At 65.7% G+C, this 26,647-nt stretch carries 24 protein-coding genes; 18 read left to right on the top strand and 6 right to left on the bottom strand.

Annotated elements, in window-relative coordinates:
• Positions 1-19 precede the first annotated feature (19 nt).
• A complete protein-coding gene (gene hemW, locus ACWRN3_RS04035) occupies positions 20-1,249 on the top strand; it encodes a radical SAM family heme chaperone HemW (protein ID WP_476739921.1) in 1,230 nt (409 codons plus the stop codon).
• A 59-nt stretch (positions 1,250-1,308) separates the two neighbouring features.
• Here hemW and ACWRN3_RS04030 read toward each other — a convergent pair whose 3' ends face one another.
• On the bottom strand, positions 1,309-1,719 hold the full coding sequence (locus ACWRN3_RS04030; RefSeq protein WP_141941485.1) for a DUF4870 domain-containing protein: 411 nt from the start codon (positions 1,717-1,719) through the stop codon (positions 1,309-1,311).
• A gap of 119 nt (positions 1,720-1,838) precedes the next feature.
• Positions 1,839-2,690, bottom strand: a complete 852-nt coding sequence (locus ACWRN3_RS04025) for a DUF3097 domain-containing protein (protein WP_476739920.1) — start codon at positions 2,688-2,690, stop codon at positions 1,839-1,841.
• A gap of 171 nt (positions 2,691-2,861) precedes the next feature.
• On the opposite strand from ACWRN3_RS04025, the gene hrcA reads away from it, so the two are divergent.
• From hrcA to ACWRN3_RS04010, 3 genes are all read left to right on the top strand, one after another.
• The gene (hrcA, locus tag ACWRN3_RS04020; protein WP_324642024.1) at positions 2,862-3,875 is read left to right on the top strand and encodes a heat-inducible transcriptional repressor HrcA; all 1,014 of its coding nucleotides are present in this window, start codon (positions 2,862-2,864) and stop codon (positions 3,873-3,875) included.
• Between the two features lie 88 nt (positions 3,876-3,963).
• Positions 3,964-5,091: a molecular chaperone DnaJ gene (dnaJ, locus tag ACWRN3_RS04015; protein WP_324642023.1), complete on the top strand. Its 1,128-nt coding sequence runs from the start codon at positions 3,964-3,966 to the stop codon at positions 5,089-5,091.
• Positions 5,092-5,093: 2 nt separating this feature from the next.
• Positions 5,094-5,867 (top strand): 16S rRNA (uracil(1498)-N(3))-methyltransferase, encoded by a 774-nt coding sequence (locus ACWRN3_RS04010; protein ID WP_476739919.1) that lies wholly within the window; start codon positions 5,094-5,096, stop codon positions 5,865-5,867.
• Here the strand turns inward: ACWRN3_RS04010 and ACWRN3_RS04005 are convergent.
• Entirely contained in the window at positions 5,860-6,777 is a 918-nt protein-coding gene (locus tag ACWRN3_RS04005; protein WP_476740010.1) for a GerMN domain-containing protein, read from the bottom strand. The two genes, ACWRN3_RS04010 and ACWRN3_RS04005, sit on opposite strands and share 8 nt — an antisense overlap.
• Positions 6,778-7,231: 454 nt before the next feature.
• On the opposite strand from ACWRN3_RS04005, the gene ACWRN3_RS04000 reads away from it, so the two are divergent.
• The 5 genes from ACWRN3_RS04000 to ACWRN3_RS03980 all read left to right on the top strand — a co-directional run bounded on the left by ACWRN3_RS04000 (position 7,232) and on the right by ACWRN3_RS03980 (position 12,745).
• On the top strand, positions 7,232-8,320 hold the full coding sequence (locus ACWRN3_RS04000; protein WP_324645266.1) for a PhoH family protein: 1,089 nt from the start codon (positions 7,232-7,234) through the stop codon (positions 8,318-8,320).
• The gene (ybeY, locus tag ACWRN3_RS03995; RefSeq protein WP_159631944.1) at positions 8,317-8,790 is read left to right on the top strand and encodes an rRNA maturation RNase YbeY; all 474 of its coding nucleotides are present in this window, start codon (positions 8,317-8,319) and stop codon (positions 8,788-8,790) included. The genes ACWRN3_RS04000 and ybeY overlap by 4 nt, the downstream gene beginning before the upstream one ends.
• A complete protein-coding gene (locus tag ACWRN3_RS03990) occupies positions 8,787-10,118 on the top strand; it encodes a hemolysin family protein (protein WP_255172281.1) in 1,332 nt (443 codons plus the stop codon). Before ybeY ends, ACWRN3_RS03990 begins: the two co-directional genes overlap by 4 nt.
• Complete coding sequence (gene era, locus ACWRN3_RS03985) at positions 10,102-11,061, top strand: GTPase Era (RefSeq protein WP_159631946.1); 960 nt, start codon at positions 10,102-10,104, stop codon at positions 11,059-11,061. Before ACWRN3_RS03990 ends, era begins: the two co-directional genes overlap by 17 nt.
• 220 nt (positions 11,062-11,281) lie before the next feature.
• Complete coding sequence (locus ACWRN3_RS03980; protein WP_255172280.1) at positions 11,282-12,745, top strand: LCP family protein; 1,464 nt, start codon at positions 11,282-11,284, stop codon at positions 12,743-12,745.
• An 82-nt stretch (positions 12,746-12,827) separates the two neighbouring features.
• Here ACWRN3_RS03980 and ACWRN3_RS03975 read toward each other — a convergent pair whose 3' ends face one another.
• Positions 12,828-14,780, bottom strand: a complete 1,953-nt coding sequence (locus tag ACWRN3_RS03975; protein ID WP_255172279.1) for a M13 family metallopeptidase — start codon at positions 14,778-14,780, stop codon at positions 12,828-12,830.
• A 253-nt stretch (positions 14,781-15,033) separates the two neighbouring features.
• On the opposite strand from ACWRN3_RS03975, the gene leuA reads away from it, so the two are divergent.
• The 3 genes from leuA (at position 15,034) to ACWRN3_RS03960 (ending at position 18,453) form a co-directional block, all read left to right on the top strand.
• Positions 15,034-16,773, top strand: a complete 1,740-nt coding sequence (leuA, locus tag ACWRN3_RS03970) for a 2-isopropylmalate synthase (RefSeq protein ID WP_476739918.1) — start codon at positions 15,034-15,036, stop codon at positions 16,771-16,773.
• Between the two features lie 85 nt (positions 16,774-16,858).
• Positions 16,859-17,611, top strand: a complete 753-nt coding sequence (gene recO, locus ACWRN3_RS03965; RefSeq protein WP_255172277.1) for a DNA repair protein RecO — start codon at positions 16,859-16,861, stop codon at positions 17,609-17,611.
• A gap of 2 nt (positions 17,612-17,613) precedes the next feature.
• A complete protein-coding gene (locus ACWRN3_RS03960; RefSeq protein ID WP_324642015.1) occupies positions 17,614-18,453 on the top strand; it encodes an isoprenyl transferase in 840 nt (279 codons plus the stop codon).
• Here ACWRN3_RS03960 and ACWRN3_RS03955 read toward each other — a convergent pair.
• Positions 18,450-19,415, bottom strand: coding sequence for an alpha/beta hydrolase (locus tag ACWRN3_RS03955; RefSeq protein ID WP_255172275.1), 966 nt, complete (start codon positions 19,413-19,415; stop codon positions 18,450-18,452). The two genes, ACWRN3_RS03960 and ACWRN3_RS03955, sit on opposite strands and share 4 nt — an antisense overlap.
• A 94-nt stretch (positions 19,416-19,509) precedes the next feature.
• Between ACWRN3_RS03955 and ACWRN3_RS03950 the strand changes: the two genes are divergently transcribed.
• The gene (locus tag ACWRN3_RS03950; RefSeq protein ID WP_255172274.1) at positions 19,510-20,580 is read left to right on the top strand and encodes a quinone-dependent dihydroorotate dehydrogenase; all 1,071 of its coding nucleotides are present in this window, start codon (positions 19,510-19,512) and stop codon (positions 20,578-20,580) included.
• Positions 20,581-20,679: 99 nt separating this feature from the next.
• Here the strand turns inward: ACWRN3_RS03950 and ACWRN3_RS03945 are convergent, their stop codons facing one another.
• Positions 20,680-21,282 (bottom strand): DUF3043 domain-containing protein, encoded by a 603-nt coding sequence (locus tag ACWRN3_RS03945; RefSeq protein WP_255172273.1) that lies wholly within the window; start codon positions 21,280-21,282, stop codon positions 20,680-20,682.
• Between the two features lie 92 nt (positions 21,283-21,374).
• Between ACWRN3_RS03945 and ACWRN3_RS03940 the strand changes: the two genes are divergently transcribed.
• From ACWRN3_RS03940 to ACWRN3_RS03920, 5 genes are all read left to right on the top strand, one after another.
• Entirely contained in the window at positions 21,375-22,829 is a 1,455-nt protein-coding gene (locus tag ACWRN3_RS03940; RefSeq protein ID WP_255172272.1) for a dipeptidase, read from the top strand.
• A 183-nt stretch (positions 22,830-23,012) separates the two neighbouring features.
• Positions 23,013-23,399: a HesB/IscA family protein gene (locus ACWRN3_RS03935; RefSeq protein WP_159631956.1), complete on the top strand. Its 387-nt coding sequence runs from the start codon at positions 23,013-23,015 to the stop codon at positions 23,397-23,399.
• Between the two features lie 186 nt (positions 23,400-23,585).
• Entirely contained in the window at positions 23,586-24,458 is an 873-nt protein-coding gene (gene ctaC / locus ACWRN3_RS03930; protein WP_159631957.1) for an aa3-type cytochrome oxidase subunit II, read from the top strand.
• A gap of 10 nt (positions 24,459-24,468) precedes the next feature.
• Positions 24,469-26,196 (top strand): aa3-type cytochrome oxidase subunit I, encoded by a 1,728-nt coding sequence (ctaD, locus tag ACWRN3_RS03925; RefSeq protein ID WP_255172270.1) that lies wholly within the window; start codon positions 24,469-24,471, stop codon positions 26,194-26,196.
• Positions 26,193-26,594: a cytochrome c oxidase subunit 4 gene (locus ACWRN3_RS03920; RefSeq protein ID WP_324642008.1), complete on the top strand. Its 402-nt coding sequence runs from the start codon at positions 26,193-26,195 to the stop codon at positions 26,592-26,594. Before ctaD ends, ACWRN3_RS03920 begins: the two co-directional genes overlap by 4 nt.
• The last annotated feature ends 53 nt before the right edge of the window (positions 26,595-26,647 follow it).

Here is a 26,647-nt window from a genome sequence, read left to right as displayed (position 1 = left end):
CGCAGGCGGGGACCCGCTGATGCCCAGCGTCCTTCCCCTCGGCGACCCGGCGCCGTCGGACGGTCTGCTGCCTCCACAGGCAGCGGACGGTGCGGCGGCCCGGGCCTTTGGCCTGTACGTCCACATCCCGTTCTGCGCCGTGCGCTGCGGGTACTGCGACTTCAACACCTACACCGCCACGGAACTGGGCGGCGGCGCCTCACAGGATGCTTACGCCCAAACCGCCGTGTCGGAAGTGTCCCTGGCCGGCACCGTGATGGCACGTTCCGGGCTGCCGCAGCGCAAGCTCAGCACGGTCTTTTTCGGGGGCGGCACGCCCACCCTGCTGCCGGCAGATGACCTCGCACTGATCCTTCGCGCAGCCATCGACCAGTGGGGCATCGAGGACGGCGCCGAGGTCACCACCGAAGCCAACCCCGATTCGGTCACCCCCGAATCCCTCGCCGTCCTCAAGGAGGCGGGCTTCACCAGGGTCTCCTTCGGCATGCAGTCCGCCGTCCCGCACGTGCTCAAGGTCCTGGACCGCACCCACACGCCCAGCAGGGTTCCGCAGGTGGTGCAGTGGGCGCGGGAGGCCGGACTGGACGTCAGCCTGGACCTGATTTACGGCACACCGGGGGAGTCGCTGGACGACTGGCGCCACTCCCTGGAAACTGCCCTCTCCTACCAGCCGGACCACATCAGCGCCTACGCCCTGATTGTCGAGGACGGGACCAAGCTGGCCGCCCAGATGCGCCGCGGCGAGGTGCCGGGAATTGACGACGACGACCACGCCGACAAGTACGAACTCGCCGACCAGCTCATCACCGAAGCCGGACTCGGCTGGTATGAGGTCAGCAACTGGGCGCGAAGCCCGGAGCACGCGTGCCGCCACAACCTGGCCTACTGGCGTGGCGACGACTGGTGGGGCATCGGCCCCGGCGCACATTCGCACGTGGGCGGGGTGCGCTGGTGGAACGTGAAGCACCCGTCCGCCTATGCGAACCGTCTGGCCCAGGGGCATTCGCCTGCGGCGGGCAGGGAGACCCTGGATGCCGGGACCAGAAACCTGGAGCGGGTAATGCTGGAGGCGCGCCTGCAGTCAGGGCTTGAAGTCTCCACTCTTGGCTCTGCCGGCCGGCACGAAGTGGCCGGCCTGATCGCTGACGGCCTGGTGGAGCCCGTCGCTGCTTTCCAGGGCCGTCTGGTCCTCACGCTCAAGGGCAGGCTCCTGGCGGACGCGGTGGTCCGCCGTATCCTGCCCGACTGACTGGGCGGACGCCCGTCGGATCCGCGCTGCGGGGCCAGTGGCCCCGCAGCTCTGAGCGGCTACTTAATCCAGCGCAGGTTGTACTGGTAGCGGTGCGGCTGGCCCTTGTTGACGTGGATCCCTGCTGCCACGGAGAAGCAGGTGAGCGCCACCCAGATCAGAGTGGCGATGACCGCGAAGATGTTTCCCACATAGGGGATGAACACCAGGATGTTGGCCAGCACGGCGGCGATGGTGGGCGGCAGGCTGAAGTTCAGCGCTTCTTTGGATTCCTGCGCGGTAAATGGCCCGCGGTCACGGAAGATCAGGTAGATCAGCAGCGAGGGGACACACCCCAGGATCCCACCGAAATGCGCGAGCGTGGCCCATTGGCGGTCTTCGCTGGCCGTGAGCGGCAGCGCATTGGCGGGGACGCCATGGTACTCGGAGCGGCCCTGGCCGTCCCTGTGATCACGTGCGTTTTCTGCCACAGTCTGTTCCTTCGGAGGTGCAAGTGGTGCTGACTTCATATATGGGCGCGGTGTGCAGCGGCCTTGGGAAAAGGCGCTGCATTACCAAGAATACTGGCTCCCGGGCCGGTGTCCGGCCTTCAGGGGGCGGTGAGGAAGTCGATGACTTCCTCAACCCGCCCCAGCAGCGACGCTTCCAGGTCCGCGTACGTACGTACGGCGCCCAGTAGTTTTTGCCATCCCAGGCCGATGTCCTCCTTGGTGGCGTGCGGCCAGCCAAAGGCCTTCAGGATTCCGGTCTTCCAGTCCTGTCCGCGGGGCACGGACGGCCATTTGTCAATGCCCAGGACAGCGGGGCGGATCGCCTGCCAGACGTCCACATAGGGGTGGCCGACGATCAGGACATTTCCGGCCGCGCCGGGGGATGCCATGACGGCGTCGGCTATGCGGGACTCCTTGGAGTCAGGGACGAGGTGGTCCACGAGCACGCCGAGGCGACGGCCCGGACCGGGTTTAAAGGCGGCAACTGCGGCGGCGAGGTCGTCAATGCCGTGCAGGGGTTCGACGACGATGCCTTCCACCCGAAGGTCGTCTCCCCAGACCTTTTCCACCAGTTCGGCGTCGTGCTTGCCCTCCACCCAGATGCGGCTTGCCTTGGCGACCTGGGCCCGCTGGCCGGAGACCCGGACGGAGCCTGAGGCTGTCCTGCCGGCGGCGGGGCCGGCGGCTGCCGGCCGGGCGGCGGGAGGCATCAGCCGGATGGGCCGGCCCTCAAGGAGGAAACCGAAGCCGAGCTTGAAGGACCGGGACTTCCCGCGGCGGTCCTCCAGGGCCACGACGTGCATGCCGCCGGACTTTTCCACCCGGGTGACGGCGCCGACCCAGCCTGACTGGACATCCTCGAGCACCATGCCCCGCTCCACCGGAACCTCGGGCAATTCCGCCTTGGCCGGGGCGGAAATGCCGCGGGGCCCCCAGTTTTGGTAATCCATGGATTCGATCCGCCTAGCGCTAGGTCCTCCGCACCGGAATTTCGCCCGGAGCGGTACCAATGCTAACAACGGGCCGAGGCATAATAGACTGTTAGCACTTAGGCATGTCGAGTGCTAACACTGGTGGCACCTGGCGGGGTATGCGCCCCGGACCATGGATGGAGGTGGAGAGTGAGCGAGCCACGCAAACTGGAAGTGCTGCGGGCCATCGTGGAGGACTACGTCCACTCCCGCGAACCGGTCGGGTCAAAGGCCCTGGTCGAGCGGCATCATCTGGGCGTTTCCAGCGCAACCATCCGCAATGACATGGCGGCCCTTGAAGACGAGGGATTGATCACTGCCCCGCATACCAGTGCAGGGCGAATTCCCACAGACAAGGGCTACCGGCTCTTTGTCGACCAGATCTCGGCAGTCAAGCCCCTGTCGGCAGCGGAGCGCCGGGCCATCCAGTCCCTCCTGGAAGGCGCAGACGACCTCGACGACGTCCTGGACCGCACCGTCCGGCTGCTGTCGCAGCTGACCAACCAGGTGGCTGTGGTCCAGTATCCGCACCTCAGCAAGGCACTGGTGCGCCACATCGAGTTCGTGCTCCTGGCCCCCCGCAAGGTGCTGGTGGTGCTGATTGCCAACAGCGGCAAGGTGGAGCAGCGGGTCATCGACGTCGGCCAGGACCTTGGCGACGACGCACTGGCCGCGCTCCGTACCCGCTTCCTTGCCGCGCTGGCCGGAACTCCGCTAAGCCAGCTGGCCAAGGCGCTCCCCGCCGTCGTAGCCGGAACTGCGCACGGCCAGCGCCAGGCCGCGCACGCGCTGGCGCATGGACTGGAGGGCCTGGCACAAAACACCAGGGAGGACCGGATGGTCATGGCCGGAACGGCGAACCTGGCCAGGTCCAACGTGGATTTCCCCCTCAGTATCGGCCCCGTGCTCGAGGCACTGGAGGAGCAGGTGGTGATGCTGCGGCTGCTGAGCGAAATGGCCCAGGACCACCGGGGAGTGGCCGTCAGTATCGGAAGGGAAAACCCTTATGACGGCCTTGCCGAAGCCTCCGTGGTGGCCACCGGCTACGGCCCGGACAGCGCCGCGAAGGTAGGGATCCTCGGCCCAACCAGGATGGACTATCCCACCACCATGGCCGCCGTCAGGGCTGTGGCCCGCTACCTTTCCAGGATTTTGGGGCCCTGACTCTTCGCCGCCGGAGCCTTTTCGGGACCGGACCACAGAGCGGGGCCGCCCACACTGAACGCAGTACAACAAGGAAGAGATACGAACTTTGAGCAGCCACTATGACGTCCTTGGAGTCTCACCCGAAGCTACGGGCGAAGAGATCAAAAAGGCCTACCGCAAACTGGCCCGCACCCTTCACCCGGACGTAAACCCCGGTGCGGACGCTTCAGAACGCTTCAAGGCAGTAACTCACGCCTACGAGGTCCTTTCCGACCCCCAAAAGCGGAGGATCTACGACACCACGGGCAACGAGAACGGCACGGACAACGGCTTCGGCGGTGCCGGTTACGCAGGCCAGGGCTTCGCATTCCAGGACATCTTCGACACCTTCTTCGGCGCCGGGGGCACCTCCGGCCCGGCTTCCCGCGTCCGCCGCGGCCAGGACGCCCTCATCAGCGTCCGGATCGACCTTCGCGACGCCGTGTTCGGCGTGAACAAGAAGCTCGAAGTGGACACTGCCGTGGTCTGCCCCACCTGTGACGGATCCTGCTGCCGGCCCGGCACCCACCCGGAGCGCTGCGACATCTGCGGCGGCAGCGGCCAGGTCCAGCGGGCCGTGCGCTCCATCCTGGGCCAGGTCATGACGGCCGCCCCCTGCGGCACCTGCGAAGGCTTCGGCACGGTCATCAAGGATCCCTGCAACGAGTGCAGCGGCCAGGGCCGTATCCGCAGCCGGCGGTCGCTGACCATCAAGGTTCCCGCCGGTGTGGCCACCGGAACCCGGATCCAGCTCGCCGGGCAGGGCGAAGCCGGACCTGCAGGTGGACCGACCGGTGACCTCTACGTGGAAATCCGCGTCAACAATGACGCCACCTACGTACGGGAAGGCGATGACCTGCACGCCACGCTGCACATCCCCATGACGGCGGCCGCACTGGGCACGGACGTCAGCCTGGAAACGTTCGACGGTACGCAGGACATCGACGTCAAGCCCGGAACTCAGTCCGGCGAGATCATTACCCTGCGTGGCCTGGGTGTCACGCACCTGAGGGGATACGGCCGCGGGGACCTGAAGGTCCACCTCCAGGTGGACACTCCGGCCAAGCTCGACCCGGCACAGGAGGACCTCCTCCGGCAGCTCGCCAAGCTCCGCGGCGAACAGCTCACCGAGGGCAAGCTCGCCGCCAGCGGCGGCATGTTCGCCAAGCTCCGGGACCGGCTCGGTAACCTGTAGCGGTGAGCAACCCCGTCTTCTTCACCTCCGCCGGTTCACTGGCGGGCATGGTGCCCGGCCGGATCTTTGTCCTCGAAGGGGCGGAGGCCCGGCATGCAGTGACCGTCAAACGCCTGTCTCCGGGCGAGCCGGTGGACATTGTCGACGGCGCCGGCGCCCGCATGAGCGGAAAGGTCGTCTCCGCCGCGGCCTCGGGACTTGGAGTGGAGTGCGGCGCACTGGCAATGGAAGACCGGCCGGACGTCCGCTTGGTCCTGGTTCAGGCCCTGGCCAAGGGCGACCGCGACGAACTGGCCATTGAAACCGCCACCGAGCTGGGCATCGATGCCGTCATACCCTGGCAGTCGGAACGGTCCATCGTCCGCTGGAAAGGTGACAGGGCCGCCCGCGCCCATGCCAAGTGGGAGTCCACTGTGGCCGCCGCCGCCAAACAGGCGCGGCGCGCCTGGATCCCCGAGGTCCGGGCCGCCGTCGATACTGCCGGGCTTTCCGCCGCCGTGGAGGGTGCAGACCTGGCCGTCATCCTCCACGAAGATGCCGTGCGTCCGCTGCGCACCGTCCTGGAAGCGTGGCAGGGGAGTGGGCACGAGGGCATCCGGGAAGTCCTGCTGATCGTCGGCCCGGAAGGCGGAATCAGCCCGCGGGAAGTAACGAAACTCTGCGACAAAGGCGCTGTGACCGCCCTGTTGGGACACCACGTCCTGCGGTCCTCCACGGCCGGGCCGGCCGCCGTCGTGCTTGCAAGCGACATCCTTGGCCGGTGGACAGCTACCTGACCTTGAAGGACCTGGTGTCCTCGTTTCGGTCCGGCTCCCCGCCGGAACCTGCCTGCGCCACCCGGAGCTCATAGCCGCCGGCCGGCAAGGTCAGTGCCAGCGTAAAGACGCCCGCCTGCCCCTGCCCGGCGCCGGCCGTGGTTTCACCGGTCAGGAACGGGGCCTTGCTTCCGCCGTCCCCGGACTGCAGGATCTGCCAGCGGAGCTTTGCTCCCGGCGACGTGCTGCGGCCGGTGATCTTTACGCTGCCGGCAGGCACCTCCGTGTTTTCCTGCGGATCAATGATCCACACCGGCGCCACCAGCCCGGCAGCACGGGTCATCAGTGCGCCCAGCTGGACTTTTCCGAACGCGACGTAGTCCGTATGGCCGTCTACGAGGATCCGCACCCGGACCTGCTGCCCTGTGTCGATCAGGCCCGAACTGGCGGCGGCAGCGGTTGCCGTGTAGATCAGCTGTTGGATGGCGCGGGCGGCCATGTCGGCGTCGAGGTTGCTGTTGAAGGCGTCAGCCGAGACGTCGACCGTGATGACGTCCTTGCCCGAGATGGAGGTGGCAAGTTTGTCCGGGTTCTGCCAAGGCGTAAAGAAGTCCGGGTCGAGCGGCTTCTCCGACATCATGGCGCGCAGTGCCCGCGTCACCGGGTTCTCCTGTTCCGGAACGTCCCGGAACTCACGGTAGAGGAAGATGTTCCCGCCGCTGCGCCCAATCCAGTACACCGGGGCCTTGTTGGAGGACTGGGTGGTTTCCAGCGGGGCGCTGGTGGCGGGCGCGTCCGGCATGGTGCCGCCGGTGGCCGGGACTGAGGCAGAGGTGAGAGAGGGCGATGGTCCGTTCTCGGCGGTGCAGGCTGCGAGGGCGGGAACGAGCACCAGGATTCCTGCGAGGACGGCAGGGCGCATGCGGCCCACCGATCGTCCTGCCCGTTCGGGCACAGAGGTTTCCGGCACTGTCCTGCCTAGTCCTTTCCTGGCGTGGCGGGCCGATCCCCCTGGCGGCCTGGCGTTCCAGCAGACGCTGGATTTCCAGCATTGCACAGGGGAGGGTTCCCCCAGCCGCTCTTTGGCCTCCCTGGCCGTAACTGCAACGGGAACGATATGAGGCCGATATGAAGTTGATACCTAACGCTGCATTCTTACCCGTTTGCGGCTGCAATTCCCTGGCTGAAGGGCCGGTGCCGGTCCCGGCCAGGTGACCGGCCGGGTGACCGGCCTGGAATCCGGTCCAGTACCCGGCCAGGGCGGGTGCTGGCGTAAGATAAAGGGATCGCTGGGCAAGGAGCACCGTGCAACGGGCGCCGGCATCAGCCAAAGCAAACAAATGATGTCGATCTTCGAGGGGACCACGGGCCTGCGGGCCAGCACCATGACTGAATCAGCAAATGGTAAGCGCCGGCTCAACACGGGCGACGGCGGTCCGGGGGAATTCCCGCACTCCCTGCCCGGCATCCGGACCGAAGTAGTCCTCTTTGAGAACTCCGACCAAATGGTTCAGTCGCTCGGCAGCCATGACGAGGCGCTGCGGTTCATCGAAGAGCAGTTCCCGGACGTCAACTTCCATGCCCGCGGCAATGAACTGTCCATCAGCGGCCCCGTCAGTGACGTTCCCCGCATCATGCGGCTCCTCCAGGAAGTCCGGGGCCTGGTGGCCCGGGGCACAGTCATCACGCCCGCGGTGCTGCAGCAGCTGGTTGCCCTCCTGCGCACCCAGTCACTCCAGAATCCCGTGGATGTGCTCACCCACGACATCCTCTCCAGCCGCGGCAGGACTATCCGGCCCAAGACGCTGAACCAAAAGAACTACGTTGACGCCATCGATGCCAACACGGTCATCTTCGGCATCGGCCCGGCCGGCACCGGCAAGACCTATCTGGCCATGGCGAAAGCTGTCCAGGCCCTGCAGCAGAAAGAGGTCAGCCGGATCATCCTGACGCGCCCTGCGGTGGAGGCGGGGGAGCGGCTCGGGTTCCTGCCCGGCACGCTCAGCGACAAGATCGATCCCTACCTGCGGCCGCTCTACGACGCCCTGCACGACATGATGGACCCCGAATCCATCCCGCGGCTCATGGCGGCCGGCACCATCGAGGTGGCGCCCCTTGCCTACATGCGCGGCCGCACCCTCAACGACGCCTTCATCATCCTTGACGAAGCCCAGAACACCACGCCGGAACAGATGAAGATGTTCCTCACACGGCTGGGTTTCGGATCCAAGATGGTGGTCACCGGAGACGTTACCCAGGTGGACCTGCCCTTCGGAACGCGTTCGGGGCTGCGGATCGTCGAAGAAATCCTGCAGGGCATCGAGGGCGTCAGCTTCTCTGTCCTGGATGCCGCCGACGTTGTGCGGCACAGGCTTGTTGGCGACATCGTCAACGCCTACAGCATCTGGGACGAAGCCCAGCGGAACCGCGTCAAACATTCAGCAAGCCGCGAAAAACGGGGGGAACACGCGTGAGCATCGAGGTGAACAACGAGTCCGGCGTCCAGGTGGATGAGTCCGGGCTCGTAGCCCTGTCGCGGTACATCTTTGAGCAGCTCTACATCCATCCGCAGGCCGAACTGTCCATCCTCCTGGTGGATGAACCGGCCATGGAGAAGCTGCACATCGAGCTGATGGACGAACCCGGGGCCACGGACGTGCTCTCGGTTCCCATGGACGAGTTGACTCCAGGGACCCCTGACCGGCCCACGCCCCAGGGCATGCTGGGCGACATCGCCATCTGCCCGCAGGTGGCCACAGTGCAGGCCCGGAACGCGGGCCACTCGCTGCAGGACGAGATGCTGCTGCTCACCACGCACGGCATCCTTCACCTGCTGGGCTACGACCATGCCGAACCAGAAGAGAAGGCGGAGATGTTCGGGCTCCAGCGGGAACTCCTGTCCGGCTTTACCGGCAAAGAAGCACCTGCAGAGACGACCCAGTGACGCAACTGCTCCTGGTCGCGGTGGCACTGGTCTTCCTTGCCGTCGCGGCCCTGCTGACAGCGGCCGAGGCCGCCTTCAGTTTCCTTCCCCGGCACGACGCTGAAGAGGCACTGCACAGGAGCCGCGGCACCGCCATGCGCCGCATCCTTGCGGAACCCGTTGCCCATACCCGGGCCCTCCGCTTCTGGCGCGTCTGGTTTGAGATGGCCTCGGCGGTTGCCGTCGCCGTCCTGATCGCAAGCCTGCTGGACAACGTCTGGCTCGCCGGCCTGGTGGCCACCGGCATTATGGCCCTCCTGGGGTTCGTGATCGTAGGTGTGTCACCCAGGCAGCTCGGCAGGCTGCACTCCACCGCGGTGGTCCGCTTCACCGCGCCGATGGTCCGGTTCCTCACCAGCGTGCTGGGGCCCATCCCAGGGTGGCTGGTGGCCATCGGGAGCTCCGCGGCTCCCGGTGCGCCCGGCGGTGACGACGCGTTCTTCAGCGAACAGGAGTTCCGGGAACTTGTGGACCGGGCCAGTGAGTCCGACATGATCGAGGACACCGAAGCCGAGATGATCCAGTCGGTCTTCGATTTCGGGGACACCCTGGTCCGCGCCGTCATGGTTCCCAGGACGGACATTGTCAGCATCGACGCCGGCTCAAGCCTCCACGAGGCCATGTCCCTGTTCCTGCGCTCGGGATACTCGCGGATCCCGGTCATCAACGAGAACACCGACCACATCCTCGGCATCGTCTACCTGAAGGATGTTGCAGCTGTCGTCCACCAGCTGGGAGCGGACCAGGCGCCGCCCCTGGTGGAGTCGCTGGCGCGCGAGGTCCGCTACGTGCCGGAGTCGAAACCCGTCAGCGACCTCCTGCGCGAGCTGCAAAAGGAATCCACGCACGTAGCCATCGTGATTGATGAGTACGGCGGCACTGCAGGGCTGGTGACCCTCGAAGACCTGATCGAGGAGATCGTGGGCGAGATCGTGGACGAATACGATACCGAGAGCGCCGAAGCCGTGGCCCTGGGAGACGGCTCCTACCGGGTCAGCGCCCGGATGGGCATCGACGACCTCGGCGAGCTGTTCGACCTGGAGATCGACGACGACGAGGTGGACACCGTGGGTGGCCTCCTCGCCAAGGCGCTGGGCCGCGTTCCCATCGTGGGCAGCAGCGTGGATGTGCAGGGCGTATCGCTGCGGGCGGACCGGCTGGAAGGCCGGCGGAACCGGGTCAGCCACATCATTGCGGCACCCGTACCAAGAGTAGAGACTGACCTTGAAGGCCTCCTGGAAGAGGCCGAAGCAACCCAGCAGGGAGTTCCACGTGAGCAAGAAAAATAAGGCTGCCGAACCGGACGACTTTGGCGGTTTCCGCGCCGGTTTTTCGGTCCTGGTCGGCAGGCCCAACGCGGGCAAGTCCACCCTGACCAACGCGCTGGTGGGCAAGAAGGTGGCCATCACCTCCGCCAAGCCGCAGACCACGCGGCACACCATCCGCGGCATCGTCCACCGCGACGACGCCCAGCTGATCCTGGTGGACACACCGGGCCTGCACCGTCCCCGTACCCTGCTCGGCAAGCGCCTGAATGACCTCGTGGCAGACACCCTCGCCGAGGTGGACGCCATCGGGTTCTGCCTGCCTGCCAACGAGAAGATCGGACCCGGCGACAAGTTCATCGCCGCCCAGCTTGCCGCCGTCGGCCGCAAACCCGTGATCGCCATCGTCACCAAGGCTGACCTGGTGGACAAGCAGGCGCTCACCGAACAGCTCCTTGCCGTGGCGGCGCTCGGCCGCGAGGTGATGGGCGAGGACGGCTGGAAAGACATCGTTCCCGTTTCCGCTGCCGACGGTTTCCAGGTGGAAACGGTCGCCGACGTGCTGATCAGCCACATGCCGCCGTCGCCTCCCCTGTATCCGGACGGGGAACTGACCGATGAACCCGAAGCCGTGATGGTGGCTGAACTGATCCGCGAAGCAGCCCTGGAAGGGGTCCGGGACGAGCTCCCGCACTCCCTCGCCGTCGTGGTGGAAGAGATTGTCCCCCGGGAGGACCGGCCGGACGACAACCCCCTCCTGGACGTGCGCGTCAACCTCTACGTCGAGCGTCCCTCCCAGAAGGCCATCATCATTGGCAAGGGCGGGGCCCGGCTGCGGGAAGTCGGCACCAACGCCCGCAAAGGCATCGAGGCTCTCCTGGGCACGCGCATCTACCTGGACCTCCACGTCAAGGTGGCAAAAGACTGGCAGCGCGACCCGAAACAGCTGGTCAAACTGGGTTTCTGACCCGCATAAGCGCCCTCCGCGCGGGCGTTCCCGTCATGTTCTCCAGCCTGGACCACTAAAATGGACCGGATTTCGTTTTTAGAGGAAGGTTCACCACGTGGGTCGAGGCCGCGATAACCGCGACAACGAGGCTGACTTGTCATCCGGACCGGGACCGGCGTCCCGTCATGCGGACAGCCATGATGTGGGTGCCGCACGTCACCTTGGCCCCCTGCGCAGCATGCCCCTGTGGCTGAAGGCCGTCACTGGCGTGGTGGCACTGGTCCTCGTGGCGGCTGCCGCGTTCGCCGGGTTCTGGTTCTTCCGGCTCCAGAACAACATCTCCAAGGCCCCGCTGAACGCCGGCGGGGAAAGCACGGAGTCCCCGGGAAACGATGCCACCGGACGCCTGCAGATCCTGATTCTCGGCTCGGACACCCGCGACGGGAAGAACTCAGAGTACGGAACCGCGGACGATTCCACCGGCTACGGCAAGTCGGACGTCATGATGCTGATGGACATCTCCGAGGACAACAAGCGGGTCAACGTCATCAGCTTTCCCCGGGACCTGCTGGTGGACATTCCGGACTGCAAGGACCGGAAGACCAACAAGGACTACCCTGCCCGCACCGGCGTGATGATCAATGAGGCCATGAGCGAGGCCGGCATCGGCTGCGCCGTGGACACGGTCAACAAGCTCACCGGCATGCAGGTCGACCACTTCATGATGGCCGACTTCAACGCCGTGAAGGAACTGTCCAACGCCGTGGGCGGGGTGGATGTGTGCATCAGCGACGCGGTGTACGATCCCGACTCCCGGCTGCGGCTGCCCGCCGGAACGTCGTCCGTGCAGGGCGAAATGGCACTTGCCTACCTGCGCACCCGTCATGCCTTTGCCGACGGCGGCGACCTGGGCCGCATCAAGGCGCAGCAGGGCTTCCTCTCTTCGTTGACCCGCAAGATCAAGGACGACGGGACGCTGTCCGACCCCGCGAAAATGCTGAAGATCGCCGACGTCGTGACCCAGAACCTGACAGTGGACAACGGGCTGGCGTCTGTTCCCACGCTGCTGACCATCGGCAACCGGCTCAAGGACATCGACATCAGCAAGGTGGCGTTTGTCGCGGTGCCCACGACGCCGGCGCCCGTGGACCCCAACAGGCTGGTCATCGCAGAACCCGCAGGTGCGCAGCTCTTTTCGGCTATGCGCAAGAATGTGGACCTGACGGATCCCACTGCACCCACCACGCCGTCGCCCAGCGAAACGGCAGCACCTCCTGCCCCCACTGAGACGGCGACGCCCGTGCCGCCCTACAACAAAGCGATCCAGCCCGTGACCGTCGCCAACGGAAGCGGCATCAACGGCCGTGCCCAGGAGCTTGTCCAGGCGCTGGTTGCAGGCGGCTTCGCCCAGACCGGCCAGTTCCTCGCGCAGCCGGTGGCCAAGACCGCGGTGTATTACGGCAATGGCTTTGCCGACGTTGCTGCCGATGTGGCGGCGCTGCTGGGAATTCCTGCCACCCTCATGATCCCTGCTCCGGGCGTGGCAGGCGTGCAGGTGTATGTCGGCAGCGACTTCACCACCGGCACCGCCTTTGGGGCAGGAGGCGGAGCCGCCGCGGCTTTGCCCCAGGACATTGTGAACCAGACGGCAGGGGACAAGGTGTGCCAGCAGGCAAATCCTGAGCTGATCGTGCGGCAGTAACAACCGGTCTTCCCCGCACTGACGAACCCGTGCCGCAACAAAATGGGCCCCGCCAATGGCGGGGCCCATTTTTGCTGTTCAGCTACCAGATGCTGACGCGCTCAGCGGCAGGCATCCACATTCCGTCGTCCTCGGTGACATCGAATGCCTCGTGGAACGGGTCGAGGTTTTTCGCGATGGCGTTGGTCCGGAATTCGTTGGGGGAGTGGGGATCGGTGGCAAGCCGCCGGATGGCCTCCTCCTGCCGGATGACCTGGCGCCACCCTGCTGCCCAGGACGCGAAAAAGCGCTGATCCCCGGTCAGGCCGTCAAGAACCTCCGGCTCCTTGCCGTCCAGGCTGATCCGGTATGCCTTGTAGGCGATGGTCAGCCCGGCCAGGTCGCCGATGTTCTCGCCGAGCGTGAGCCGGCCGTTGACGTGGTGCCCGGGCGCGGCCGTGGGGGAGAGCGCATCGAACTGTGCCACCAGGCGGGCCGTCAGCGCCTCGAAGGCCTGGCGGTCCTGCTCCGTCCACCAGTTGCGAAGGGCCCCGCCGCCGTCGAACTGTGAACCCTGGTCATCAAAGCCGTGCCCGATCTCGTGGCCGATGACGGCCCCGATCCCGCCATAGTTCACGGCGTCGTCGGCGTCGGCGGTGAAGAACGGCGGCTGCAGGATGGCCGCCGGGAACACAATTTCATTCATCATGGGGTGGTAGTAGGCGTTGACCGTCTGCGGCGTCATCAGCCACTTATTCCGGTCCACCGGCTTGCCCACCTCATCCAGATGACGGTCGACGTCGGCATTGTGAGCGCGCTCCACATTGCCCAGCAGGTCGTCGGGGTCGATCTCCACGGCCGAGTAATCGATCCACTCGTCCGGGTAGCCGATCTTCGCGCGGAACGCCTCCAGCTTGCGCAGGGCCTCGGCTTTGGTGTCCTGGCCCATCCAGCTGACGTCATTGATGCTGCGGCGGTATGCCTCGATGAGGTTCGCCACCAGGGTCTGCATCCGTGCCTTGTGGGATTCGGGAAAGTGCCGGGCCACGTAGATCTGGCCGACGGCCTCCCCGAGGCCGGCCTCGACGACGGCAACTCCACGCTTCCACCGGTCCTTGTTGCGGGGCGTGCCGCTGATGGTGGTGCCGTAGAACGCGAAGTTGGCATCCACGAACCCGGAGGACAGGTACGGCGCCGCAGCGCTGAGGACGCGCATGGCCAGCCACTCCTGCCAGGTGGCCACCGGGACTTCGTCAAGGAGCCCGGCGGCGCCGGCAAAGAAGTCAGGGGTGCTGACGACGATTTCCGTGCGCTTGTCAGCGTCGATTCCCGCAGCCTCGAACCAGGTGGCGAAGAGGGGGAAGAGTGCGGTGGCTTCGTCCGCCGTCTTCAGGTTGTAGGTCTTCTGCGGATCCCGGAGGGTGACGTTGTCCCAGTGGTGGGATGCGAGCCTTGTCTCCAGCCCGACCACGCGCTCCGCGGCACCCTTCGGATCCGGCAGTCCAGCCAGTTCAAACATCTTCTCCACGTGCGCCGTATAGGCGGCAACGATCGGGGCAAACTTCTCTTCCCGGTAGTAGGACTCGTCGGGCAGGCCCAGGCCGCCCTGCCCGGTGTACAGCAGGACCCGGTCGGGGTTGCCCGCATCAGGGGCGGGGTAGATGTAGAACAACCCACCCACGTCGGCTCGGAACAACCGGCCTGCCAGGGCAATGAGCTCCGGGACCGAGGCCGTGGCGAAAACCTCCGCGAGCCGCCCGCGGATGGGCTCCATGCCTTTGCCCTCGACGGTGGCTTCGTCCATGAAGCTGTTGTACAGCCCGCCGATCTTCCGCTCGATCCCGGTGGCGTCGTCGCCCTTGGCCGCCGCTTCCTCGATGATGTCCCGGACGGCGATCTCGGAGCCGTCCCGCAGGGCGGTGAAAGTGCCTTCCAGCGGCCGGTCGTCCGGGATCTCGGTGGCCTTCAGCCACGCGCCGTTGACGTGCTGGTAGAGGTCATCCTGCGGCCGGACTGTGTGATCAATAGTGGAAAGATCGATCCCCGAAATGGGCACTGCAACTCCTTTGCTGGGACGCCACTGCCGGGCGGTACACCGGAATGCGTCTGCATGCTGGACTTTACGGACGGTAGTGCCCTTTCATCTTACGCACCCGTGTTACCCTCAAAGTGTGCGTGCAGAGCTCCTTCTCCTTAGCTGCCGCGGCGAGGCCACAGACGCTATCTAGCGCACGGCCCACCCTCGCTGCGGAGTTTGTGTTGCCCGGCCACCCTTTCACTGAAGATCGATAGAAAAGGCCACGAACATCATGCGAAACGCACAGAAGCCCTCAGGAATGCCCGCCCACCGGTACACGCCGTTCCAGGACCAGATCAAGGTTGAGCTGCCGGACCGCACCTGGCCGGACAAGGTGATCACCAAGGCCCCGCGCTGGTGTGCCGTTGACCTGCGTGACGGCAACCAGGCGCTGATCGACCCCATGAGCCCCGCCCGCAAGATGAAGATGTTCGACCTGCTGGTCCGCATGGGCTACAAGGAGATCGAGGTCGGATTCCCGTCCGCATCGCAGACGGACTTCGACTTTGTCCGCCAGCTCATCGAGGGCAACCACATCCCGGATGACGTCACCATCCAGGTCCTGACCCAGGCCCGGGAACACCTGATTGAGCGGACCTACGAGTCCCTGGTCGGCGCCAAGCAGGCCATTGTCCACCTCTACAACTCCACGTCCGTCCTGCAGCGGCGCGTCGTATTCAACCAGGACGAAGACGGCATCCTGGACATCGCCCTGCAGGGTGCCCGCCTGTGCAAAAAGTACGAGGAAACGCTCGCGGACACGCACGTGACCTACGAGTACTCGCCGGAGTCCTTTACCGGTACCGAACTCGAGTATGCCGTCCGGGTATGCAACGCGGTGGCCGATGTGTTCGAAGCCTCCGCCGACCGCCAGGTGATCATCAACCTGCCGGCCACGGTGGAAATGGCCACCCCCAACGTCTACGCCGATTCAATCGAGTGGATGAGCCGGCACCTGCACCCGCGCGAAGGCATCATCCTCTCGCTGCACCCGCACAATGACCGTGGAACCGGGGTGGCTGCCGCCGAGCTGGGCTACATGGCCGGCGCCGACCGCATTGAAGGCTGCCTGTTCGGAAACGGCGAACGGACCGGAAACGTGGACCTGGTCACCCTGGGCCTGAACATGTTCGTCCAGGGCATCGACCCCATGATCGACTTCTCCAACATCGACGACGTCCGCCGGACCGTTGAGTACTGCAACCAGCTGCCGGTACCGGAACGTTCGCCGTACGGTGGCGACCTGGTATTCACGGCTTTCTCGGGTTCCCACCAGGATGCGATCAAGAAGGGCTTCGAAGCCCTGGAGCGCGACGCCGCCGCCGCAGGCAAGGCCGTGGACGACTTCACCTGGCAGGTTCCGTACCTGCCGGTTGATCCCAAGGACCTGGGCCGCAGCTACGAGGCCGTCATCCGCGTGAACTCCCAGTCCGGCAAGGGCGGTGTGGCCTACCTGCTCAAGAACGAGCACAGCCTGGACCTGCCGCGCCGCGCACAAATCGAGTTCTCCGGCGTTATCCAGCGCCGCACCGACACCGTGGGCGGCGAGGTCAGCGGAGCACAGCTGTGGCAGATCTTCCAGGACGAGTACCTGCCGTCCGGCCAGGCCGAAGGGCAGTGGGGACGCTACTCCCTGGGCGGGGTCAAGACGGAAACGGATGCCGACGGCGGCATGACGCTTCACGCCGCGCTCACCATCGATGGTGCCCAGGTCAGCCGTACCGGCACGGGCAACGGTCCCATTGCCGCACTGCTGAACATCCTCCATGAGGACGGCGTGGACGTCCGGGTGCTGGACTACAGCGAGCACGCACTGTCCGAAGGCGGCAACGCCGCGGCGGCTGCTTATGTCGAATGCGCCGTGGGGGAGCGGGTCCTGTGGGGTGTCGGCATCGACGCGAACACCAGCATGTCGTCCCTAAAGGCCGTCATCTCGGCGGTCAACCGCGCCATCCGGGATGCTCGGGCCTGATACCTGCAGGTGGTGCCGCCGGGACAAACCGGCGGCACCACCGTAGCCTGGCCGCGCGCCGCCGGGCCGGATGGGGAGATAGAGCGTGGTCCAACAGTCTTTTGCCTCCCGGGCCTACCGGGACGACGCCGTGGTGCTCCGTACCCACAAGCTGGGCGAGGCGGACAGGATCATCACCCTCCTGACGAAGCACCATGGGCAGGTCCGCGCCGTCGCCAAAGGTGTGCGCCGCACCAGCAGCCGCTTCGGTGCCCGGCTTGAACCTTTCATGGTGGCGGACCTGCAACTGGTATCCGGCCGCACGCTGGACATCGTCACGCAGGCCGTCGCCAAAGGTGCCTACGGCGGAAGCATCGCCGCGGATTACGGCAGGTACACGGTTGCCGCCGCCATGACGGAGACCGCCGAGAAACTGACGGACGTGGACGGTGAGGCCGGCACCGCGCAGTACAACCTGCTGGTGGGAGCCCTCGCTGCGCTGAGCCGTGACGAGCATGCTGCGGGCCTCATCCTGGACTCCTACCTGCTGCGCGCCCTGGCCACCGGCGGCTGGGCCCCCAGCTTCACCGACTGCTCCCGCTGCGGCAGGCCGGGCCCGCACACGGCGTTCTCCGCTCCCCTTGGCGGTATGGTCTGTGCACAGTGCAGGCCGCCCGGGTCGCCTGCCCCCGCATCCGAAACCGTGGTCCTGCTGGCGGCCCTTCTGACCGGGGACTGGACCACTGCGGACGCGTCCTTGCCGCAGCATCGCAAGGAGGCCGCCGGCCTGGTGGCCGCTTACCTGCAGTGGCATTTGGAAAGAGTATTGAAGTCCCTCAAACATGTGGAGCGTAGCTGACAGTGGCCCTGGGAAAAAAGAACAACGCCCCCCGGAAGCGTACCCACCCCGTGGTGGCCCCTTACCCGCATCCTTCCGGTGCGGTGGCGCCGTCCATCCCGGCTGAGTTCATTCCCCGGCATGTGGCAATCGTCATGGACGGCAACGGCCGCTGGGCCAATCAGCGGGGGCTGCCGCGGATCGAGGGACACAAGGCGGGGGAGCCCGCGCTGCTCGACGTCATGGCAGGAGCCATCGAACTGGGCATCGAGTATGTCAGCGTCTACGCCTTCTCCACCGAAAACTGGCGGCGCTCACCGGAGGAGGTGCGCTTCCTGATGGGATTTAACAAGGACGTGCTTCGAAGGCAGCGGAACCAGCTGGACGACTGGGGTGTCCGGGTGCGCTGGGCGGGACGCAGGCCGCGCCTCTGGGGTTCAGTCATCCGGGAGCTGGAGGATGCCGAGCAGTTCACTGCGGCAAATACCACCTGTAATTTGACCATGTGTGTTAATTACGGCGGCCGGGCCGAGATCACCGACGCCGTGTCCGCAATTGCTGAAGACGTCGCGGCCGGCAGGCTGAAGCCCGGCGCCATCACCGAGCGGACCATCCAGAAGTACCTGGATGAACCCGACCTTCCCGACGTGGACCTCTTCCTGCGCAGTTCGGGGGAGCAGAGGCTGTCCAACTTCCTGCTCTGGCAGTCCGCGTATGCGGAGTTCGTCTTCATGGACACGCTGTGGCCGGATGTTGACAGGCGGACCCTCTGGGCCGCCGTCGAAGAATATGCCAGGCGGGACCGCCGGTACGGCGGTGCCGTTGATGCAACCGCTGCCCCGGCGGATCCCCAGGCGGGTTAGCCCTGCCCGTACGCCCGCAGCCACCGGGCCAGCCGCGAGTAGGCATCGGTGCGGATCGGTTCCGGCGAGAGGAAGACGTCGTGCAGGGCACCGTCAATCCGCTCGATGGTCACCGTACGGCCGAGCGTGAGTGCCCGGGTACCGATGATATTCACATCCAGGACGGCATCGGTGCGGCGCATTTCCTCGGACCAGAGCAGGCCGTTTGCGCTTCCCTTGGAGAGCAGGACCAGAATCGGCGCCTCGATTTCCAGGCCGCGGGCCACGCGGGCATGCCCGGCGAGTACCGCCCGCAGCCAGCCTGCGCGCACAGGGAAAGCCATGCGGGGCCGGTACCGCTCATCAACCGGCCACTCGCCGTCGGCCGCGCTGCTGATGGTGCGCCAGTAGTGGCCCCGCTCCGGGAGGCGGAGAACCGCCTGCGGGCGGAACCGGGCGACGGGACGCACCATGCTGGACGCCGCGCGCCGCACCAGCGAACTCCCGTGCATCTCCAGCCAGGGGCTGTTCAGGATCAGCAGTGAAACTGCTTCCGGATGCCCGCTGCTCCACAGGGCTGCCACCAGGCCGCCGGTGGAATGGCCCATTAGAGCCAAAGGTCCAGGCGCGCCCTCCTGGCGGATGATGCGGGCTGCTTCTTCAATTTCGGCGTCGTAGGCGGCGAGGTCCGCCACATAACCGCCCGGTGCTTCCGGGCGCAGGCTGCGTCCGTGGTTGTGCATGTCCAGTGCGTAGAAGTCGTAACCGGCCGACGCCCAGAACCGCGCCAGGTCCACATTGAAGAAATAATCGCTCCAGCCGTGCAGGAAAAGCACGGCACGGCGGCGGCCGCCGGCGACGCGGCTGTCCGGATCTGGCCGGAGCCGGACCAGGGTTGCCGTCCGTGCCACCCCGTCGGGGCCGGCGGCCGCGAAGGTGTGGGACTCGAAATCCCCGCCCAGGATGTCCTGCTGCCACTGCATGACCTCATGCTAGACCGGCGCGCCAGGGGCACGCCGCCCGTTGGGCAGCTTCTCCGTTTTGGTGTGGCGGCACCGGAGACGGGAAACTGGAGGCATGCGCGTTTATCCCACTTTCTTCAGGCTGGCCTTTTCATGGATGGACGCCGAGCGCGCCCACAAGATCGGATTCAAGGGCATCCGGCTCGCGCATGCGTCGGGCGCCGGACGGGTCCTGCAGAAGCTGACCGCCCCTGATCCGTCCCTGCAGACCACCGCCTTTGGTGTCACTTTTCCGTCGCCGTTCGGTCTTGCTGCCGGCTTTGACAAGGAAGGGCACGGCATCGAGGCGCTCACGGATCTTGGATTCGGGCACATTGAAGTGGGTACCATCACCGGGCAGGCACAGCCGGGCAATGAAAAGCCGCGGCTGTTCCGCCTTGTCCAGGACCGGGCCGTCATCAACCGGATGGGATTCAATAACGACGGCGCCTCGGCCGTTGCGCCCAGGCTTAAAGCCGCGCGGGCCGCGCTTCAGCGCCGCTACCCGGCGGTGCGTCCGGTCATCGGCGTCAACATCGGCAAAACCAAAGTGGTGGAACTTGCCGACGCCGTGGATGACTACCTGGTGAGCGCCCGCAGCCTGGCGCCTGCCGCTGACTACCTGGTGGTCAACGTCAGTTCACCCAACACCCCGGGACTGCGGCTGCTCCAGGACGTGGAAACTCTCCGTCCGCTGCTGACCGCCGTAGGGCAGGAAGCTGACCGAGCCGCCGGGCGGCACGTGCCGCTGCTGGTAAAGATCGCACCGGACCTCAGCGATGAGGACATCGACGACGTGGCGCGCCTTGCCCTGGACCTGAAACTGGACGGCATCATTGCCACCAACACCACGATCGCCCGCGCGGGGCTGTCCTCGCCGGCCGGAGACGTGGAGAAATGCGGTGCCGGCGGATTGTCCGGCGCTCCCCTGAAGGAGCGTTCCCTTGAAGTGCTGAAGCGGCTCAAGCACGCAACCGGCGACGCCCTGGCCCTGGTGTCGGTGGGCGGCGTGGAGTCCGCACGGGATGTCCAGGAAAGGCTCGACGCCGGCGCGACCCTGGTGCAGGGCTACACGGCTTTCCTCTACGAGGGCCCGTTCTGGGCGGCACGGATCAACAAAGGGCTGGCACAAAAGCGCCGCTCCTGACACGTCGTCCACAGGCGCCTGTGACGGGCGAGGAGCTTAAACCACGGACACCCCGGCGGGATTCCGCCGGGGTGTCCGTGGTTTAAGTTGATGGGTGGGTCAGGCCGGGTACTGTCCGCGCTGGACCTGGGGCTTGGGCAGCCGCAGCTTCCGGAACTGCAGGGACCGCATGGAGCCGTACCAGACCGTGCCGCCCTCCACCTGGCCGAACTTTTCCGCCAGGCGCTTGCGGAGCTTGCGGGACAGAATGAAGACGTCCACGAAGACCGCCAGGAACATGACCCAGAAAGCGCCAAGGACGTAGATCATCATGTCGCTGGAGGCCGGGACCACCAGGGACACCAGCACGAACACCAGCGCACCGAACATCAGGTACTCCCCGAGATTGAAACGCGCGTCCACGAAGTCGCGGGCGAACCGTTTCTGGGGCCCCTTGTCACGCAGGGGCAGGAACTTCTCGTCACCGGTGTCCAGGGCCCGGCGCATCTTGAGGCGCTGGTCCTGCACGGCCTGGCGTTCGGCGGCCTTGGAGGCCTTGCGGTCCTCGGGCACCAGCGGGCGCCTGCGTGCGGCCTCCTGGGCCTTCCGGGTGGGGGTAGGGGCGCCCTTGCCCGCCACACTGTTTTGCCGCGCCGCTGCCTCCGCTGCCTGCTGGTCTATGGTTTCCTGCGCCGAGGGCGCTTCTTTTCTACGTCCGAACACCTGACCAGAATACCTTGCAGGAGCGTGCCCGCCGCTTGCTTCCGCGCCTGCCCTGGCCGGCAGCCGAATGTGACGGGGGTAATGTTTTGGCCATGACTCCATCACCCGCGGCCACCCCGCACAGCACCACCACCACGGCAGGACCGGGCCCTGAGGCTACCGGCAGGACGGAAGATCTTCGTTCAGCGGTAGACCGTTCCTTCGACCAGACGCTGGCACGGCTCAAGGAGCTCGTTGCCATCCCCGGGATTGCGTGGCCCAGCTTTGAGCGCACCCCCCTGGAGCGAAGCGCCGAGGCCGTCGCGGAACTCCTCCGGGGTGCCGGGATCGGTGAAGTCCAGGTGCTGACCGTGGACAAAGCCGACGGTACGCCCGGCGGCCCGGCCGTCGTCGCCCGCCGTCCTGCCGCCGAAGGTAAACCCACTGTCCTGCTGTACGCCCACCATGACGTCCAGCCGGTGGGCGACGAGTCCCTGTGGGAAACGGAGCCGTTCACCGCCGTCGAAAAGAACGGACGCCTTTACGGCCGGGGGGCCGCGGACGACAAGGCCGGGATCATGACCCACGTCGCCGCCTACGCCGCCGTTGCGGAGGTCCTGGCCGGCTCGCTGGGGCTGGGCGTGACGTTCTTCATCGAAGGCGAGGAAGAAGCGGGGTCGCCCACATTCCGGACGTTCCTGGAGGCGAACCGGGAACTGCTGCGGGCCGACGTCATTGTGGTGGCCGACTCCAGCAACTGGAAAGTCGGGATACCGGCCCTGACCACCAGCCTTCGCGGCCTGGTGGACGGCACCATCGAGGTGCAGGTGCTTGACCATGCGGTGCACTCCGGCATGTACGGCGGGCCGGTCCTGGATGCGCCCACCCTGCTGTCCCGCCTGATTGCCACACTTCACGACGCCGACGGAAACGTCGCCATCGAAGGGCTGGTGGCCACCGACACGGCTGCAGTCGAAATGCCGGAGGCGGACTACCGGGCCGACGCGTCCGTACTCGACGGCGTCCGCCTTGCCGGGACCGGAAGCATCGCCTCGCGGCTGTGGACCAAGCCGGCGCTGTCAATCATCGGCTTCGATGCCCCCGCCGTGGACGTCGCCTCCAACACACTGCTTCCACGAGCGCGGGCAAAGTTCAGCCTGCGGCTGGCACCGGGCCAGGTTCCGGCGGAGGCCATGGACGCGGTGCGCAGGCACGTCGAGGCCAACGCGCCCTTCGGTGCAAAGGTGGTTTTCACACCGGGGGAGGCGGGCAACCCCTTCCAGACCGATACGTCGTCCGCCGCAGCAACGCTGGCCATGTGGGCACTGGGCGAGGCCTGGGGGGTTCCAGCCGTGGAAACCGGCATTGGCGGGTCCATCCCCTTCATTGCCGACCTCACTGACCTGTATCCCGACGCGCAGATCCTGGTAACAGGCGTGGAGGACCCGGACTCGCGGGCCCACAGTGCCAATGAGTCCCTGCACATCGGTGACTTCCGCAATGCCATTCTGGCGGAGGCGCTCATGCTTGCCCGGCTGAACAGCGGGGGCCTCAACGCCGGGGAGTGAGCAGCTTTTGGCGTGCGGGCGGACGCCCTGCTTCCAGGGAACAACCGGCGTGCTTTGACGGTTACGCCAGGAGTTAGAGCTACAGGACTGCCGCGCGTAGCATGTAGCTATAGCCCATACCGTATTTGTAGGGGCAGGCGCCGTTACGGCGACGCCGCCAGACCGTCCTAAGAAGGTAGGCCAATGAGCACCTCAACCAACGAAAACAGCACCGCCACCACCGTGGCCAGCGACGAACTGCCCGTTCACGAGGTCAACCTGACCGACGTCGCCGCCGGCAAGGTCCGCAGCCTCCTCGAGCAGGAAGGCCGCACGGACCTTCGCCTGCGCGTGGCCGTGCAGCCCGGTGGATGCTCAGGGTTGATCTACCAGCTCTACTTCGACGAGCGGCTCCTTGACGGAGACGCCGTCCGCGACTTTGACGGAGTCGAGGTCGTCGTCGACAAAATGAGCGTGCCGTACCTGAGCGGCGCAAGCATCGACTTCGAGGACACCATCTCGAAGCAGGGCTTCACCATCGACAATCCCAACGCCGGCGGCTCGTGCGCCTGCGGCGATTCATTCCACTAGGCCGGTTATTTCGCCTGATGTCGGCGCCGGGCTTCCTGCCGCATAAAACGGCACGGGGGCTCGGCGCCGACATGTGGGCGAAACGCCCGGGGGAGCGGTAAGCTCTACACCGAGTAGTAAAACTTTTTTTGTGCCCGGAGCGCCGATGGCTGCCCGGACAACAGCAACAAGTAGGAAGGGCCGTCTGTGAGTTCGCAGAACCGAACCGGCAGCCGACGCAAAACGATCACCACGATCTCAAGCTTGGCTATAGCCGGCGCGTTGGTTTTGACCGGATGTTCGCCAGAGGTAGAGAAAGGGTGGATGCCCACTGAACGTGGCACCACCAGCAACACCGACCGCATCATGGACCTCTGGGTCAACTCATGGATTGCTGCGCTCGTGGTCGGCGCCATTACGTGGGGCCTGATCATCTGGTGCGTGGTCGCTTACCGGCGTCGCAAGGGAACCGTGGGCTTCCCGCGGCAGACCAGCTTCAACCTTCCACTGGAAGTCTTCTACCTCACCATCCCGATCTTCATGGTCCTGGTGTTCTTCTACTTCACCGACCGTGACCAGCAGGCCATCGATGACCGCTCACAGCCGGCCGACGTCGTCGTGGACGTCCGCGGCAAGCAGTGGGCCTGGGACTTCAACTACAAGTCCGGCGATGTCATCCAGGAAGACCTCCACGAGGCCGGCGTCCAGGCGCACCTCACCGGCAACACCATCGACAAGGAACAGCTCCCCACGCTGTACCTGCCGGTGAACAAGTCCGTTGACCTTGAGCTCAACGCCCGCGATGTCATCCACTCCTTCTGGGTTCCCGCCTTCCTGCAGAAGCGTGACATGATTCCCGGCAAGACCAACTACATCCGGTTCACCCCCACTAAAGAGGGCACCTACGACGGTAAGTGTGCCGAACTCTGCGGCGAGTACCACTCCGAAATGCTGTTCCGCGTCAAGGTGGTGTCGGAATCCGAATTCCAGGCCCACATGGACCAGCTCAAGGCTGAAGGCAACACCGGCCTGCTCGGCGTGGAGTACGACCGCAACCCGAACCTGAACGAAACCAAGTAAGGGGAGCGACGTGGCTACGTACACCCAATCCGCACCCACGGGGGTCCTGTCGGCTCCCGTGGTACCCAAATCCAAGGGGCGCATCGTCGTCAACTGGATCACCTCCACTGACCACAAGACCATCGGGTACATGTACCTGATCGCGTCCTTCGTGTTCTTCTGCCTCGGCGGCGTTATGGCCCTGCTGATCCGTGCGGAGCTCTTCGAGCCCGGCATGCAGATCCTGCAGACCAAGGAGCAGTACAACCAGCTGTTCACCATGCACGGCACCGTCATGCTGCTGATGTTCGCCACCCCGCTGTTCGCCGGCTTCGCCAACGTGATCATGCCGCTGCAGATCGGCGCGCCCGACGTGGCGTTCCCGCGTTTGAACGCGCTGGCGTTCTGGTTCTTCCTGTTCGGCTCCACCATCGCAGTGTCCGGCTTCATCACCCCGCAGGGTGCTGCATCCTTCGGCTGGTTCGCCTACGCGCCGCTGTCCAACACCACGTTCACCCCGGGCATCGGTGGCGATCTGTGGGTCTTCGGCCTGGCCTTGTCCGGCTTCGGCACCATCCTCGGTGCGGTCAACTTCATCACCACCATCATCTGCATGCGCGCCCCGGGCATGACCATGTGGCGTATGCCCATCTTCACCTGGAACACCCTGATCACCGCGATCCTGGTCCTGATGGCGTTCCCGCCGCTGGCCGCCGCCCTGTTCGCACTCGGCGCGGACCGCAAGTTCGGTGCACACATCTTCGATCCCGAGAATGGCGGTGCCGTCCTCTGGCAGCACCTCTTCTGGTTCTTCGGACACCCCGAGGTGTACATCATCGCGCTGCCGTTCTTCGGCATCGTCTCGGAGATCTTCCCGGTGTTCAGCCGCAAGCCGATCTTCGGCTACAAGGGCCTGGTCTACGCCACCATCGCCATTGCAGCCCTCTCGGTAACGGTGTGGGCCCACCACATGTACGTCACCGGCGCTGTCCTGCTGCCGTTCTTCTCGTTCATGACCATGCTTATTGCAGTGCCCACCGGCGTGAAGTTCTTCAACTGGATCGGCACCATGTGGCGCGGGTCGCTGACCTTCGAGACACCGATGCTGTGGAGCCTCGGCTTCATGATCACCTTCCTCTTCGGTGGCCTTACCGGCATCATCCTGGCCTCACCGCCGCTTGACTTCCACGTTTCGGACTCCTACTTCGTGGTGGCACACTTCCACTACGTGGTGTTCGGTACCGTGGTGTTCGCCATGTTCGCAGGCTTCTACTTCTGGTGGCCCAAGTGGACCGGCAAGATGCTCAACGAGCGCCTGGGCAAGATCCACTTCTGGCTCCTGTTCCTGGGCTTCCACGGCACCTTCCTGATCCAGCACTGGCTGGGCGTCGAAGGCATGCCGCGCCGGTACGCGGACTACCTCGTGGAGGACAACTTCACCTGGATGAACCAGTTCTCCACCGTGGCATCCTTCGTGCTGGGCGCGTCCCTCATCCCGTTCTTCTGGAATGTCTACATCACCTGGCGCAAGGCCGAAAAGGTCCAGGTTGATGATCCGTGGGGCTTTGGTGCTTCGCTTGAGTGGGCCACGTCCTGCCCGCCGCCGCGCCACAACTTCACGTCCCTTCCCCGGATCCGTTCCGAGCGTCCCGCCCTGGACCTGCACCACCCGGAACTCCGCCAAGTCCACACCGCTGATTCGCCGGCTCCCGCAGCGGCAGTACTCGGCAACGCCGACCAGAAGGACACCGCACAGTGAAAATCGAATCCTGGATCTTTGGCTCCGGAGTCTTCTTCTTCGTTCCCGTCTCGCTGGTCTACGGATTCCTGACCAACTGGAGCGAATGGGTGGGCATCCTGGGCATCCTGCTCGTGGCCGGCCTGGCCGGCATGATCGGTGCCTACCTGGGCTTCACCGGTAAGCGCGTAGGCCTCCGTCCCGAGGACCGCAGCGATGCGGAAATCCACGAGGGCGCCGGTGAACAGGGGCACTTCAGCCCCTGGAGCTGGTGGCCCCTGGTTCTGGGCATCGCCTGCGCCACTGGCTTCCTGGGCCTGGCAGTTGGTGCCTGGATCATCTTCATCGCCGGCGGCCTCGCCATCGTAGCCCTCGTGGGCTGGGTGTACGAGTACAGCCGGGGAGACCACGCACACTAAGCAAGCCAAGAGAATAACGACGTCGGGGCCCCCCCCCGTGGGGGGGGGCGCCG

The sequence above is a fragment of the Pseudarthrobacter sp. rb genome (assembly GCF_056389225.1).
Note: the sequence above shows the minus strand (reverse complement) of the source record. Positions and strands in the feature narration are given on the sequence as shown.